Source organism: Micromonospora sp. C81 (assembly GCF_018070425.1).
Classification (GTDB): Bacteria; Actinomycetota; Actinomycetes; order Mycobacteriales; family Micromonosporaceae; genus Micromonospora; species Micromonospora zamorensis.
The window spans coordinates 135,786-149,977 of sequence record NZ_JAGPXS010000006.1; the positions used below are offsets into that span (position 1 = coordinate 135,786).

General features: G+C 71.1%; 17 protein-coding genes. 8 read left to right on the forward strand and 9 right to left on the reverse strand.

Annotated elements, in window-relative coordinates; translation table 11 throughout:
• Window positions 1-34: 34 nt before the first annotated feature.
• Entirely contained in the window at window positions 35-694 is a 660-nt protein-coding gene (locus tag KBX46_RS13265) for a DJ-1/PfpI family protein (protein WP_210792723.1), read from the reverse strand.
• Between the two features lie 104 nt (window positions 695-798).
• On the opposite strand from KBX46_RS13265, the gene KBX46_RS13270 reads away from it, so the two are divergent.
• Window positions 799-1,806: a GlxA family transcriptional regulator gene (locus tag KBX46_RS13270; protein WP_210792724.1), complete on the forward strand. Its 1,008-nt coding sequence runs from the start codon at window positions 799-801 to the stop codon at window positions 1,804-1,806.
• On the opposite strand, the gene KBX46_RS13275 is transcribed toward KBX46_RS13270, so the two are convergent.
• A complete protein-coding gene (locus KBX46_RS13275; RefSeq protein ID WP_088951664.1) occupies window positions 1,718-2,170 on the reverse strand; it encodes a MerR family transcriptional regulator in 453 nt (150 codons plus the stop codon). The genes KBX46_RS13270 and KBX46_RS13275 overlap by 89 nt on opposite strands.
• Before the next feature lie 55 nt (window positions 2,171-2,225).
• Between KBX46_RS13275 and KBX46_RS13280 the strand changes: the two genes are divergently transcribed.
• Entirely contained in the window at window positions 2,226-3,143 is a 918-nt protein-coding gene (locus KBX46_RS13280; RefSeq protein ID WP_210792725.1) for an oxidoreductase, read from the forward strand.
• A gap of 3 nt (window positions 3,144-3,146) precedes the next feature.
• On the opposite strand, the gene KBX46_RS13285 is transcribed toward KBX46_RS13280, so the two are convergent.
• Window positions 3,147-3,716: a hypothetical protein gene (locus KBX46_RS13285; RefSeq protein WP_210792726.1), complete on the reverse strand. Its 570-nt coding sequence runs from the start codon at window positions 3,714-3,716 to the stop codon at window positions 3,147-3,149.
• A 103-nt stretch (window positions 3,717-3,819) separates the two neighbouring features.
• Entirely contained in the window at window positions 3,820-5,007 is a 1,188-nt protein-coding gene (locus KBX46_RS13290) for an amidohydrolase family protein (RefSeq protein ID WP_210792727.1), read from the reverse strand.
• Window positions 5,008-5,184: 177 nt separating this feature from the next.
• On the opposite strand from KBX46_RS13290, the gene KBX46_RS13295 reads away from it, so the two are divergent.
• A complete protein-coding gene (locus tag KBX46_RS13295) occupies window positions 5,185-6,369 on the forward strand; it encodes a MalY/PatB family protein (RefSeq protein WP_210792728.1) in 1,185 nt (394 codons plus the stop codon).
• 31 nt (window positions 6,370-6,400) lie between these two features.
• Here the strand turns inward: KBX46_RS13295 and KBX46_RS13300 are convergent, their stop codons facing one another.
• Entirely contained in the window at window positions 6,401-6,772 is a 372-nt protein-coding gene (locus tag KBX46_RS13300; RefSeq protein ID WP_210792729.1) for a DUF302 domain-containing protein, read from the reverse strand.
• A 187-nt stretch (window positions 6,773-6,959) separates the two neighbouring features.
• Here KBX46_RS13300 and KBX46_RS13305 point away from each other — a divergent pair, with 187 nt between their 5' ends.
• Window positions 6,960-7,529: an RNA polymerase sigma factor gene (locus KBX46_RS13305; RefSeq protein ID WP_210792730.1), complete on the forward strand. Its 570-nt coding sequence runs from the start codon at window positions 6,960-6,962 to the stop codon at window positions 7,527-7,529.
• Window positions 7,530-7,546: 17 nt separating this feature from the next.
• Window positions 7,547-8,512: a CU044_5270 family protein gene (locus KBX46_RS13310; protein ID WP_210792731.1), complete on the forward strand. Its 966-nt coding sequence runs from the start codon at window positions 7,547-7,549 to the stop codon at window positions 8,510-8,512.
• A gap of 43 nt (window positions 8,513-8,555) precedes the next feature.
• Here the strand turns inward: KBX46_RS13310 and KBX46_RS13315 are convergent, their stop codons facing one another.
• The 3 genes from KBX46_RS13315 to KBX46_RS13325 form a co-directional block, all read right to left on the reverse strand.
• The gene (locus tag KBX46_RS13315) at window positions 8,556-9,692 is read right to left on the reverse strand and encodes a toprim domain-containing protein (protein WP_210792732.1); all 1,137 of its coding nucleotides are present in this window, start codon (window positions 9,690-9,692) and stop codon (window positions 8,556-8,558) included.
• 70 nt (window positions 9,693-9,762) lie between these two features.
• Window positions 9,763-10,839 carry an SMP-30/gluconolactonase/LRE family protein gene (locus KBX46_RS13320; protein ID WP_210792733.1) on the reverse strand — a complete coding sequence of 359 codons (1,077 nt, stop codon included), beginning with the start codon at window positions 10,837-10,839 and terminating at the stop codon, window positions 9,763-9,765.
• A 183-nt stretch (window positions 10,840-11,022) separates the two neighbouring features.
• The gene (locus KBX46_RS13325; protein WP_210792734.1) at window positions 11,023-11,421 is read right to left on the reverse strand and encodes a hypothetical protein; all 399 of its coding nucleotides are present in this window, start codon (window positions 11,419-11,421) and stop codon (window positions 11,023-11,025) included.
• A gap of 32 nt (window positions 11,422-11,453) precedes the next feature.
• Between KBX46_RS13325 and KBX46_RS13330 the strand changes: the two genes are divergently transcribed.
• Window positions 11,454-12,266 (forward strand): class I SAM-dependent methyltransferase, encoded by an 813-nt coding sequence (locus tag KBX46_RS13330; RefSeq protein WP_210792735.1) that lies wholly within the window; start codon window positions 11,454-11,456, stop codon window positions 12,264-12,266.
• A 40-nt stretch (window positions 12,267-12,306) separates the two neighbouring features.
• On the opposite strand, the gene KBX46_RS13335 is transcribed toward KBX46_RS13330, so the two are convergent.
• Window positions 12,307-12,948, reverse strand: coding sequence for an alpha/beta fold hydrolase (locus KBX46_RS13335; protein ID WP_210792736.1), 642 nt, complete (start codon window positions 12,946-12,948; stop codon window positions 12,307-12,309).
• A gap of 67 nt (window positions 12,949-13,015) precedes the next feature.
• Between KBX46_RS13335 and KBX46_RS13340 the strand changes: the two genes are divergently transcribed.
• Window positions 13,016-13,381 (forward strand): DNA polymerase ligase N-terminal domain-containing protein, encoded by a 366-nt coding sequence (locus KBX46_RS13340; protein ID WP_088947701.1) that lies wholly within the window; start codon window positions 13,016-13,018, stop codon window positions 13,379-13,381.
• A gap of 147 nt (window positions 13,382-13,528) precedes the next feature.
• Entirely contained in the window at window positions 13,529-14,176 is a 648-nt protein-coding gene (locus tag KBX46_RS13345; protein WP_199177082.1) for a TMEM175 family protein, read from the forward strand.
• The last annotated feature ends 16 nt before the right edge of the window (window positions 14,177-14,192 follow it).

Genomic DNA, 14,192 nt, shown 5'->3' on the forward strand with positions numbered 1-14,192 from the left:
TTGGTGACTTTCCTTCTTCGAGGGGCGGGGCAGGTCAGGCCGCGTGTTGACCTGTGGTCTTCCAGGTGGTGCCGCGACGCTCGTACTCGAACAGCTCCTCGACCGCGTGCGCGGCCTGCGAACCGAAGTCCCGTTCGAGCAGGTAGAGGGCTACGTCGAGACCCGACGTCACGCCGCCGCCGCTGACCAGGCCGCCGTCGTCGACCACGCGCGCGCGGACGGCGTGCACGCCGGTGGCGTCGAGCATGTCGATGCCGAGCACATGCGTGGTCGCGGTGCGACCTTCGAGGAGACCGGCCATCGCGAGGGCGAGTGATCCCCCGCAGAAGGCCGCGACGGTGATCTTCGGGTTGTCGAGCGCGTGGCGGATGAGGGGCATCGCGTCGCTCTGCGCGAACCGACCCAGGAGTACGGGGATCGTCTCGTCTCCGGCGTCCGGGTCCCCGCCGACGGGGCCGACCGCACCCGGGACGACCACGTAGCCGGGTACGTCCGGATCGAGCCTGGCGGTGGCCGTCAGGGTGATCTGGGAGTTGCCGGCTCGTACGACGCCGGGACCGCTCGCGCTGACGAACTCCACGGCGAGCGCGCCACCGAGGAACTGACTGCCGGCGGTGAGCACCTCGAACGGGGCGATGACATCAAGGGGATCGAAGCCGTCGAAGAGCACGATCTGGACGTGGACCTGTGTCATTGAGGATCTCTTCCGGTGAGCGTTTCCTCCTATGTTTGCGCCGCGCCGGACCGCGTTGCCATGGCTATCAAGACAGATAGCTCCTGGATCTGGCCAATCGCGAAGTGCCCTATCCTGCGGGGGTGTACACCGTCGTCGTGCTTGCGCTCCCCGATGTGATTGCCTTCGATCTGGCCACCCCGATCGAAACCTTCGGACGCGTGCGCCTACCGGACGGCCGCCCGGGATACCGGGTCGTCGTCGCCGGTCACGAACCGTCCGTCCAGGCCGGTCCGGTGCGCCTGGCCGTCGATGAGGGGCTGGACGCGATCGAGCGGGCCGACCTCGTCGTGGTGCCAGGGAGGAACGACCCGTTGCAACCGTCGCCGCCCGCTGTTCTCGCGGCACTGCGGGCCGGAGCCCACCGTGGGACGCGAATCGCCTCGATCTGTGTCGGCGCGTTCACGCTGGCCGAAGCGGGCCTGCTCGACGGCCGAGACGCGACGACCCACTGGCTCGCCGCTGACGAACTCGCACGAAGGCATCCCGCTGTCCGGCTGAACCCGGATGTGCTCTACACGGACAACGGAAGCATCCTGACGTCCGCTGGCGCCTCGTCCGGTCTCGACCTGTGCCTGCACATCGTCCAGCGCGACTACGGGGTGGCCGTCGCGGCGGACGCCGCCCGCCTCGCCGTCGCGCCGCTGCACCGCCCCGGAGGGCAGGCGCAGTACATCGTTCGGAACCGGGCAACGCACCGGACGTCGACGCTGCAACGAGCGCTCTCGTGGATCGAGGCGAACGCGTACCGTGACCTGACCCTCGCGGACATCGCCGCCGCTGCCGGCATGAGCGTGCGCACGCTGACCCGCCGATTCAAGGACGAGACCGGGCAGAGCCCCATGCAGTGGGTGTCGGGGGTGCGCATCCGCCACGCGCAGGACCTGCTGGAGACCACCGACCACACCGTCGACCGGATCGCTGCCCAGACCGGCTTTCCGACGACCAGCAACTTCCGGTTCCAGTTCGGACAACTCCTCGGCGTCACGCCCGGGGCGTACCGGAGGGTCTTCCGTCCGCAACCGTCACCGGGTGCTGCTGTTGCCAGGGATCTCCCGAGCCGCCGGCGGTGAGGTGCTGCTCGTAGCTGGCCACCTTGACGTCGACGAGCTCGAGGCAGTCGCTCAGCCGCGCCAACTGCTCGGTGATGTGGCGCCGGTGTTCGCGGAGCAGATCGAGCCGTTCGGCCTCGTTGCCGCTGCCCTCGCGGACGAGCTGGGCCAGGCGGCTGATCGTCGTGAGCGGCATGCCGGAAGCGCGGAACTTCACGCAGTTCGCCAGCCACTCGACATCCCAGGCGCTGTAGACACGCCTGCCGGACCCGTCCCGCCGCACGTCACCGGCCAACAGGCCCGCACGCTCGTAGAGCCGCAGAGTGTGCACGCTCAAGCCGGTGCGCTGCGCCACCTGCCCGATACTCAGGTCCCCGTCTGCCATGGCGTCGACCGTAGCCATTGACCTAGACCTCGGTCTAGCACCTAGCGTCCGCGACATGACAAGCCACACGACCCACACCATGTTCGGCGCCCACAGCACCACCGCGGATGTCCTCGCCGGCATCGACCTGACCGGCAGGACCGCCGTCGTCACGGGTGGCTACTCCGGCCTCGGACTCGCCACGACCCGGGCGTTCGCCCAAGCCGGGGCTCGGGTCGTCGTCCCCGCCCTCCGGCCGGACGCGGCGCAACGTGCGCTCGCCGGCGTACCCGGGGTCGAGGTCGATCAACTCGACCTTGCCGACCTCGGCTCCGTCCGCGCGTTCGCCGAACGGTTCCTTCGCAGCCATTCCGCCCTCGACATCCTGATCGCGAACGCCGGGATCATGGCCTGCCCGGAGACACGGACAGGACACGGCTGGGAAGCGCACCTCGCGATCAACCACCTCGGCCACTACGCGTTGGTGAACCTCCTGTGGCCCGCGCTCACCGCCGCCGGCACGGCTCGTGTCGTCTCGGTCGCCTCCGGGCGCAACCCGACGTGGCGTATCCGGTGGGATGACGTGCAGTTCGAGCGCGGCTACGACAAGTGGGAGGCGTACACCCAGTCCAAACTCGCGAATGTGCTGTTCGCCCGTCACCTCGACCTGCTCGGCAGAGGGCAGCGCGTCCGCGCCTTCTCGGTCAACCCCGGCTGGGTCCGCACGCCCCTGCAACGACACCTCGCGGTCGAGGAGATGGTCGCCGCCGGCTGGATCGACGCGGACGGAACTCCGACGCCGGGGCTGTTCAAGACCGTCGAGCAAGGCGCGGCGACCCAGGTCTGGGCCGCCACGTCACCTCAACTCGACGCGAACGGCGGCGACTACTGCCTGGACTGCCAGCGCACCGACGGCAGCCCCACAGACGACAGTGAGGCGGCCCGCCTCTGGGCGCTGTCGGCCGACCTGACCGGCCTCGACGTCATCGGATAACCCTCACGCTCGCGCTCGTCCGCCGTCCTCGGCAATGTCAGGCGTGGGCAGCGGCCGGCGGCGTAGCTCGCGCAACACGCCGTGCCGGTGCGCGGCCCACGCGAGGCGTCGGACGCTCGGGTGTCTGACGAACAGCACCGCCGCCCGACGGATCAAGCCGAACCGGTTGTCGCTGACCTGGTTGTCGATCGCCTGCCAGATCAGCTCGCGCGCCTTGGCGCTGTCGAGGACCGCCCGCACCTCACGTCGCACCGCGGGATCCTCGGCCGCCGAGGCGATGGCAGCGGCCTGACCCGGCCGGTCCGCGAGCGGCTCCACCACCGCCGCGACGAGCGGCCTGCGCACCTCGTCCCGCTCCAGCAGCAGCAACACCGCTTCCCGGATCTCGACAGTGTCCAAGCTGGACCGCAGCAGGCTCAACAGGCTGCTCTCCACCTCGCGATCCTGATCCGCGACGGACAGCGTGGCCAGCAGCACCGACACCTCGTCGAGATCGATGAGGTGTCGCAGCCCGCTGCGGAACTCCGGCAGCCCCCACGCGACCTGCAGAGCCTTCACGAGATTGCGGTTCATGACCCACCCGCTACCCGGAAGCGACAGCCGGCGAAACCCCGAGGCCGGCCGGGATTGACCAGCTGAGGCTTCTACAGCGTGGATGCCTGCTGCTCGGACATCGTCACCTCACCGGGTTGCCGGCGCGGTAGACGGCGAGCGGGCGGCGCAGTGCGCTGATGTCGCTCGTCGGGTCGCCGTCCACGACCAGCAGGTCAGCCTCGAACCCGGGGCGGACGCGGCCCTTGCGCCGCCCCAGGCCACACACCTCGGCACCAACCGAGGTGGCCGCGGTGAGGGCGGCGGTGGCGGGAATGCCGCAGGCGACGTACTCGACCAGCGTCTCTGGCAGGATCCCGTGCGGCTTCGCGGGGCCGAGACCCGCGTCCGAACCGGCCACCAGGCGGACCCCGGCCCGGTGCAGGGTGGCGGCGCCGTCGCGCAGCGTTGCCGCACTGAGCCCGGCCCGCGCCGCCATCGCCACCACCTCCGGCGGCGTGACCACGGCCGGGTCGGTGCCGAGCGTGGCACAGACCGCCACCCCGGACGCGGCCAGGCGGTCCGCGACCTCGTCGGGGACGTGGGCGCCGGCCGCGGTCACGCACGTGCAGTGCTCGATGCCGTCGACACCGACGCGCAGCGCCTGCTCGACGGCGTTGAGCGCGTGCGCGTGCACTGTCACCGGCAGGTCCAGATCGTGCGCCCGGGTCAGCGCGGCGGTCAGCTCCTGGTCGGTGAACTGCGGCCGGGTGGTGTCCGTGCCGGGGGTGAACACGCCGCCGCTGGCCATGACCTTCACCAGGTCGGCCCCGGCTGCCGCCTTCAGGCGTACGGCCTCGCGGATCCCGTCGACGCCGCTCACCTCGCCCCCCATCGACCAGCAGTGCCCGCCGACGGTGGTGACGGGGGCACCCGAGGCCACCACCGTGGGCAGGTCGTCGCGCACCTCCCGGGCCCGCCACCGGAGCACGGCACCGCGCCGGTCGCCCAGGTCCCGAACGGTCGTGACGCCAGCCGCCAGATGCGCGCGCAGTGACGCCTCGACAACCGCGTCGAGGTCCGTCTCGGGACGCTCGGCGAGCCGGCCGAGCGCGTCGGGACCGGCATCGGCGCACAGGTGTACGTGAGCGTCCACCAGACCGGGCAGCACGGTGCCGTTCGGCTCCTCGCGCACCGGCCAGCCCTCCGGCGCCTCGGCCCGGCCCCGCTGCACGTCGACGATGCGCCCACCGTCCAGCAGGACCAGCACCCCGCCGTCCACGAGTCGCTCGCCGTCGAACATCCGCGCCACCCGGATCGCACGCTTCGTCATCGACCCTCCCCGTTGATGTGAACCGCTCCGGTCAGGCTCTCATTCGGCGGCGACGGAATCCTGCTCGAACTCTGGCCCCTGCGACGGCGGCGGCAACCAGGGACGGTCACGGTCCTTCATCGCCGGCCCATCCAACGACGTCGGCGGGGCCCAGACGAAGCGGAATAGGCTTCAGCGATGACTGGTGTGCTCAGTGGTGCCCGAAGCCCGGTGAACCCCCTTCGCCAGCTCACGCTCGACCAGCTCCGGCAACGGACGAGCCTCAAGTGGCGGGAGTACCCCGACGACGTGCTGCCGCTCTGGGTGGCGGAGATGGACGTGCCGCTGGCCGAGCCGGTCGCGCGGGCGATCACCGACGCCGTCGCGCGCGGCGACACCGGCTACACCTCCGGTACGGCGTACCCGCAGGCGCTGGCGGAGTTCGCCCGGCGTCGGTGGGGTTGGGACGGGCTGGCAGTGGAACGCACCGCGCTGGTGCCCGACGTCATGCACGGCATCGTCGAAGTGCTGCGGCTGGTCACCGAGCCGGGGGACGCGGTGGTGGTCAACTGCCCGGTCTACCCACCGTTCTACGAGTTCGTGGCGCACGCCGACCGCCGGATCGTCGAGGCGCCGCTCGGCCAGGACCTGCGGATCGACCTCGACACGCTGGAGGAGGCGTTTCGGCAGGCTCGGGCCGGTGGGCAGCCGGCCGCGTACCTGCTGTGCAGCCCGCACAACCCGACCGGCGTCCTGCACACCGTGGACGAGTTGACCGCCGTCGCCCGTCTGGCCGAGCGGCACGGGGTGCGGGTGGTCGCCGACGAGATCCACGCGCCGGTGGTGGGTGGGGGAGCGCGCTTCGTGCCGTACCTCTCGGTGCCCGGCGCGGAGAACGGCATGTCACTGATGTCCGCCTCCAAGGGGTGGAACCTGGCCGGTCTGCGCGGCGGTCTCCTGGTCGCCGGCCCGGCGGCGGCCGGTGACCTCGCCCGGGTTCCGTTCGAGGCCAGCGTCAGCACCAGCCACCTTGGCGTGATCGCCCACACCGCCGCCTTCACCGACGGCGGCGAGTGGCTCGACGCCCTGCTGGCCGGCCTGGACGACAACCGTCGTCTGCTCTCCGCGCTGCTCGCCGAGCACCTGCCGGCCATCCGTTACCAGCCCGGTCAGGCCACCTATCTCGCCTGGCTCGACTGCCGTGCCCTGGGTCTCGGCGACGACCCCGCCGCGGTGTTCCTCGACCGGGGCCGGGTGGCGCTCAACTCCGGTCTGGCCTTCGGCACCGGCGGCAGCGGGCATGTCCGGTTGAATCTGGCCACCGCGCCGGAGCTGATCACCGAGGCGGTACGCCGGATGGCCGCCGCCGTCGCTCGCCCCTAGGGGGACTCCGCGTGGTGCGGCCGGGCCGGGCTCAGCGACCCTCGACCGCGGAAGCGACAGTGGCCGGGGCGTTCAGGGGCGCGAGCTGGTCCGCACCGAGCCCGTAGCGCTGGGCGAGGTACGCGGGGTCCTGCCAGGTGATCAGCGAGCCGGGTTGCCCGTCGTCGCGCACCATGAGCCGCATCGGCAGGTCGATGGCGATCTCGGGACGGGCCAGCATGAGCGGCGTGCCCGCCTGCGGGTTCCCAAAGATGATCACCTGCGTGTCGGGCATGCTCAGTCCGACCTTTCGGGCGGCCGCCGCATGGTCGACCACCGCCACCACCGCAGCACCGACCCGTTGCGCCTCAGCCCGCAACGCGGAGATTGTCTCTCCGACATCGTGGGCGCTCCGCCTGGTCATCAGTCCGTCGTTCACGGTCGAACCCCCGCTCACCGTGTCGCTGGGCGAATCCATCTCATCCTGCTCGCAACCGGGGCCGGTTCGCGGGGGTTTGCCGCCAACCCGCCGTCGGCACCGCGTCCGGCTCCGGTAACACCCGCACTCCGCCGTACGAATAAGGGGTGTAACGGCTACGAGAGGACGGCCTGTGAATGACCCCAGCCCAGCGGACGATGACATCTCCGGCATCGGAGTCGACCCGGTGGCCTTCGCGGTCTTCTACCGGCGGCACGTGGAGGCGGTGGGCCGGTTCGTGGCACGGCGGGTCGACGATCCGCACCTCGCCGCCGACCTGACCGCCGACGTGTTCCTCGCGGTGATCGAGTCGGCAGCGGGTTACCGGCCGGACCGGGGCAGCCAGATCGGCTGGCTGTACGGGGTGGCTCGCAATGTCATCGGCGACGAGCGAAGGCGGGCGGCCCAACGGCTGCGGGTGACCGGCCGGCTGGCCGGACGACGGGACCTGGGCCCCGACGACATCGCTCGCATCGAGGAGCGCATCGATGCCGAGTCGGCGGCCCGCCGTACCCATCGCGCGCTGAGCGAGTTGCCCGAGGACACCCGGACGCTTGTCGAACTGGTCGCCGTGGACGGCCTCACCGTCGCGGACGCGGCGACCGCCCTCGGGATCTCGCCGGTCGCCGCCCGGGTCCGTCTGCATCGTGCCCGTCGCGTCGTCCGCGCTGTGCTCGCCCGCCCAGTCACCACCCTCGCCTGATGGAAGGAGATGGCGTCATGAACAAGACCGATCAGTCGTCGCACGGTTTCGAGGAGCAGCTCCTCACGGACCTGACCGCACACGTCGCCCGGCGGGCCGAACTGATCTCGGCGGCCCGTCCCGCTGGACGTCGTGCCTGGTTCCTGCGCGGTTGGCGCCTCGCCGGGGCGTTCGGCCTGGCAGTCGCACTGACCGCCGGTGCGCTGGCGGTCCAGACGATGAGAGTGGGCGACAAGCCGCCGCCCACTGCCAGCGCCGCGGAGATCTTCCGGAGGGCGGCCGACGCCGCCCGGCAGCAGCCCGAGCTCACCGCTCGACCCGATCAGTACGTCTTCACGGAGCGCCTGGCGACGACGCGGGAGATGCCGGACAGCGGCCCGTACATCACCATTCGCGTGCAGAGGTGGGAGTCGGCTGGGGGAGTCGCCCACGCGCAGACACGTTTTCGACCGGAGGCCGACCCGAACGGGTGGAGCGAGCTGAGGGTGCACCGCATGGACGATCCCGGCGATCCCGACAAGGAGCTCGACGCGTTCCCGCCGCCCGCGTACCACGACGATCTGCCCACCGACCCGGACGAGCTGCTTCGACACCTTCGGGAACACCCGGTCGACCTGCATCTTCCCGAGGGTGCCGACGAAGAGGCCGTCTACGGGGACGTGAGCATGGCGTACACCACCGCGCGGTCGATGCTCGACGGTTACGTGCCGCCCCGAGCGCTGGCGGCGCTGTACGAGCTGCTGGCCCGGGAGCCCGGAGCGGTCGTCATCTCGGGCGACGTGGTGGACGCCGCCGGCCGGCACGGGGTGGCGATTCGGATGCCCGGCGTGATCGGTGGCCACGAGGACTTCATCTTCGACCGGGACAGCCACGTCTTCCTCGGCAGACGTGGGTCGGTGGTGCGCAACGGCAAGGAGTCGCTGTACTCGACTGCCGCGTTCATCCGGCTCGCCATCGTGGACCGACCGGGGCAACTGCCCTGACCGGTGCTGGGATCGCCTGTGCGCGGCTCACCGCGCCGATCTCCTACCCGGTTGGTCGGTCCTCACCCAGCCAGGAGAGGTCGCGTAGTGAGCCTTCCAGGTGCGCGATCGCGATGGTCGCGACGGTGTCCACGCCGACCCCGGTGTGGGCGACGATGCGACGAGCCACAGTAATCGCCTCCTGCGGGGTGGTCGCCTCGAACAGCAGTGGCACCAGCGCGCGTACCGCGGCGCACCTGCCGTCGATATCCTCCAGCAACCGGGGGTGTCGCTCGACGAGCCGGGTGAGGCGGTGGTCGACCACCGCGTCGAGCATGGGCTGCGCCCGTCGCCGCAGCGTCGCCCGCAGTGCGGCCCTGCCGTGCGGGGCGCGCAGCAGGTCTGCCGGGTCGGCGCCGGCGCGGAACTCGGCCGCCAGCAGCGGGCCGGGACAGCGCGCCTGTCGGAGCAGGTGCCACGCGCGGTCCACCGCCGCGCGGCCCGCCGGGTCCGCGTCGAAGGCCGTGACCAGGCCCCGCGCGGCACCGGGCAGCTCCCGCAGGATGGTGGCCTGGGTGTCACTGAGGGTGGTGCCGCAGGGCGCGAAAGCCACCGCTCCGGTCCGGCCGGACCGGGAGTAGGACAGCCACACCGCGAGGACGTCGGCGGGCCCTTCGACGAGGACCGGGGTCCATCGGGCGGTGATGCGGTCCTGCTGCTCGGCGAGACCGAACAGCAGGTGGCTCTTGTTGTAGATCGCTGTCCGCGGGTTGTTGAGGTACTTCGGTACGTCTCCGGCATGTGGGCCGGCGCGGCCGAGGAATGCCACTGTGTGCCCGGCCGGGTCGCGTACCGGGAACATGACCCGGTCGCGGAACACGTCGATGAGGCGGTCCGGGCCGGTCCGGGTGCGGGTCGACAGGCCGGCGCCGATCAACTCCTCCGGTGTGAAGCCGGCGGCGCGCAGGTGGGTGGTCAGCGCACTCCAGCCCTGTGGGGCGTACCCGACCCGCCACGGCCACTCCCGCTGCACGAGGACGCCGAGGCCGCGCTCGGCGAGGTAGGCGCGCGGCGCGTCGGCGTGCGCGAGCTGCGCGCGGTAGTACGACACCGCGGCGTCGACGGCCGCCAGCAGACGCCCGGGCTCAAGCCCGGCGCCGCGTACCGCTGGCGTCGGCTGACGGAGTCGGGGTGCGCCCATCGGCTACCTCCGGGATCCACGCTAGCTGCCGCCGGCCCGTCACCGCCAGGATCGGGGTACGCCCCTGCGTTCAGTACGGGTAGCCGGGAATGTTGAGTCGCACGCTGTAGAGGCCGGAGTCGTTCCGCGGGCCCGAGGTGACGTAGAGGGTCTGCCGGTCGGTGCCGCCGAACGCCACGTTGGTCGTACCGGAGGTGCCAGCCCGGATCGTGCCGAGTTGTGTGCCCGTGGGGGAGTAGACGTGCACCAGGGAGTCCGAGCCCGACGCCCAGTACACGTTGCCCGCGCAGTCGATCGTCGCGCCGTCCGGACCACCGATGTAGTTCACGAAGACGCTGCGAGCGCCGGTGCTGCCGTCGGGCTGGACGGCGTACTTGTAGATCTTGTTCTCGGAGTAGGCACCCACGTACAGTGCGGTCCCGTCCGGCGAGAGCGCGATGCCGTTGGGTTGGCGCAGCCGGTCGTCCACCAGTGACACCTGGCCGCCGGAGACGCGGAAGACGCTGGTACGCCCGCTCATCTGGTCGGCGCGGTTGCCGCGCTGGAAGTTCGGGTCGGTGAAGTAGACGACGCCATCCGAACGGACCGCGACGTCGTTGGGCGAGTTGAACGCCCGGCCCTGGTAGTTCGCCGCGACGGTGCTGCGGGTCCGGTCGCTCAGCCGGTACGCGGACACGCTCCGCTGGTCGTGGGTCGCCGCGACGACCTGCTGGGCGTCGGCGCTGAGCGCCAGGCCGTTGCTGCCCGCGTTGGCGATGAACGTGTCGAAGGTCGCCGGCGGGGTGAACCGACGGATCGTGGACGGCTGGACGTTGTACGGCCCGGTGCCCGCGGCCATGTCGGACATCAGGAGGTAGCCACCGTCGGCGACCCAGACCGGCCCTTCGAGGAACGAGAATCCACCCTGGATCCTGGGCGCTGTCACGGAACTGGCCGGCAGCGGCGGGCCGTATCCGGTCCCCGCCGGGCATGCGCCTGCTGGCGTGCCGGGCGGATTGGCGAGCGCGCCACCGGCTGCGGAGTGAGCGCTAACATGAGCGGCACGCAGAGTGTCCGGGGGAGCGGCGGTGGCCCCGCTGGTGAGGGGTGCGGTGCTGAGCGCGAGGCACAGACCGCCCAGCGCGGCGATGGTGGGACGCCAGTTCATCGAAGACTCCTGTCGACGTCGGCGGGCGCGAAGCCCGGCGATCGACGGCGGGCGTGGTCGCGGGGGCGGCACGGCGCGCGCGGGCCGTCAACGTGGGTACGACGCAGCATATGCGACAAGCCAGTGATTAACGTCAATGCATGGTCTGTTGTTTGCCAGATTTCCGGCGCAGTGGCCACTGCCTCAGGCGGTCGTGGACGGTCGCTGTGCCCTGATCCCCACGATGCTGGCCACCAGGAGCACCGCCACCGGCAGGAACGCGCCACCGATGCCCAACCCGAGCAGCAGCCCCCACGCGGTGATGATCAGCGCGGCCACCACGTCGGCGACCACTGTCAGCCGACCGATCCGCTGCGCGAGCACCGGCAGCGTCGCGGCCACCACTGGCACGCCGAGCAGGTAGCTGGCCGCAGCCCCGGAATCGTCCACGGTGTAGGGAGTCAGCGCGGCGGCCACCAGCACCGTGATCACCAGAGCCGACCACCGGACCACCCGTCGAGCGTCGACCGGCTTGCGGACCGGGACCACGACACCGACGAGCAGGACGCCGACGATCGCCCCGACGGTCACCAGATCAATCATCGTGCCCTCCCGACCGCAGGTATGGTGCCGCCATGGCATCCCCAGTCTGGGCCGACGGTACGGCCTACGAGGCCTACGTGGGTCGGTGGAGCCGGCTCGTCGCGGTGGAATTCCTGCGCTGGCTCGACCTGCCGCGCGGGCTGCGCTGGCTCGATGTGGGTAGCGGCACCGGCGTGCTGACCTCGGCCGTGCTGACGACCGCGCAACCGCGCCAGATCACCGGCGTGGACCCCTCCGAGGGGTTCGTGACGCAGGCCCGCGCCCAGGTCACCGACCCGAGGGCCGACTTCGCGGTCGGCGATGCCAGGGTGCTGCCCCTGCCGGACGACGCCGTCGACGTGGTGGTGAGTGGTCTGGTGCTGAACTTCGTACCCGAGCCGGCGCGGGCGGTGGCGGACTTCGCCCGCGTGGTCAACCCCGGTGGGGCGGTGGCCGCGTACGTCTGGGACTACGCCGAGGGAATGGAGATGATGCGGCACTTCTGGGACGCGGCCAGCGCGCTCGACCCCGCCGCTGCTGCCCGGGACGACGGCCGCGGCTTCTCGCTGTGCCGGCCGGATGTGCTCGAGGCGCTGTGGCGCGACGGCGGGCTCACGGACATCTCGGTACGGGCGATCGAGGTGCCGACCGTCTTCGCCAGCTTCGCCGACTACTGGACACCGTTCCTCGGCGGGCAGGGCTCCGCCCCGGCGTACCTGGCCTCGTTGGCGGAGCCCGAGCAGGCCGCCCTGCGGGATCTGCTCGCCGCCCGGCTGCCGCCCGGACCCGACGGGTCGATCGGGCTCACGGCCCGCGCCTGGGCGGTCCGTGGCACCCGGCCGACGACTGGCGCGTCGCCGATGTAGCAGCCCCGCCGGTGACTGTGAGACAAGGCTGCCAGCACCGTCAGCGCAGGTACGCGGACAACCGGTCGGCGAGCTGCTGCGGATGGCTGAACGACACCGCGTGGCAGCCGTCGATCTCATCCGGGGTGACGCCGAATCGGTCGGCGGCCACCCGGCGCTGGAAGTCCGCCGGAAAGAACTGGTCCTCGCGGGCGATGAGCACCTTCGTCGGCACGTCCGGCCAGGCGTTCAGAGGCCACGGCTCGTTGCCCTCCGCGCTGACCTGGTCCCGGTTGTGCGCCGCAGCCTGCGCGATCAGCTCGGCCGGCACCCCGTTGTAGAACTGCTCCTCCTCGGTCAGCCCTTCCGCGCCGCGATAACCGGTGTTGCCCCACCAGTCCCCGGGCTTTTCACCGGGCTGGGGGATCATCGGTGTGAGCAGGACGATCAGCCGCACCGGCAGACGGTCGGCGATCAGCGGCGCGGTGAACGCGCCATACGAGTGGCCGACGACCACAAGATCGCGCCGGTCGCCGATCGCGCTGAGGACCGTGTCGCAGAACTCGGCGAACCCCGCCGACCTGTCCTCGATCGGCAGCTCCGGCACCACCACGTCGTGGCCGCGGCTGGTCAGCTCGGGGACCACGAGATGCCAGTCCCAGGCGCTGCCCCCACCGCCGTGGATCAGAACGAAAGTCGCCATGACCCGAAGCCTCGCACCCGGGTACGACATGCGCGTTGGCAAGCGATGGAGCCGCCCAGCGGCGACAATGGCAAGAGTGGCGCCAGCCTTCGTCCTGCACGATCACCGCAAACCACGGCCGCACTTCGACCTGCGGCTCGAGGAGGGCGGTGTGCTGCGCTCCTGGGCAGTGCCGCGGGGCCTGCCGGACAGCCCCCGCGACAACCGGCTCGCCATCGCCGTGCCCGACCACCACCTCGATCACCTCACCTACGAGGACGCCGACAAGTCGATCGCCGACATCGGCACCTGGGAGGAGCACGACCGCACCGACCGTCGGATGCTGTTCACGTTGCACGGCCGCACCGGCAGTCGGCGGTACGCGCTGATTCGCACCGGTGAGGGGTGGCTGCTCCACCTGACGAAGGAACAGCCCTCCGACGATCTCGGATAGTTGCTGTCGTCGACCTCTGGACTTCACGTCTGCGCGGGCCGGGCGGTGCCGTCGGATCACCGCATCGCCTCTGCGAGGTCGGCGGCGGTGTCGAACCCTCCGGCGATCAGCACTCCGGCAGGAGCCTCGTCACCGCATAATCAGGGCGTGCGGTCCAAGAGCGACAATCCTCGTCTGGTGCGTCAACCCGGTCGGTTGATCTCCTTCAGCGACGCTGTGTTCGCCATCGCCGTGACGCTGCTCGTGCTGGAGATCCAACCCCCGCAGGACTTCGGGCATCTCCTGCGGGGCCTCGGCGCGCTGTGGCCGTCGTACCTGGCATACGCGCTGAGCTTCCTGCTCATCGGGCAGGTGTGGGTCAACCACCACGTCATGTTCGACCGGGTCCGGCACGTCGACCGGGAGGTCCTGTTCCTCAACACCCTGCTGTTGATGGTCATCGCCTTCCTGCCGTTCTCCACGTCGTTGCTCGCCGACGCGTTGCGCGCGGAACAGGGTCTGCGCGTCGCGGTCGTCGTCTACGGCGCCACACTGTGGACGGCGGCGGCCCTGTTCAACGTCATTTGGGCCCATCTCCGCCGCGCCAAACTGCTGGACCCCGACCTCGGCCCCTTCGGCATCCGGGCCATCGGCCGCAGGTTCGCGCTCGCGTTGGTCTGGATCGGCTCCGGCATCCTCGTCGGCGCGTTCGTGCCGATCGCGGGCGTCGTCATCATCGCCGGCTTCCTGCCCGCCTACTACCTCCCCATCCGCGGCGAGTACGGCGAGGACACGGCCACCGACCGGCCCGGCTAGCCCCCCACGACCCCGA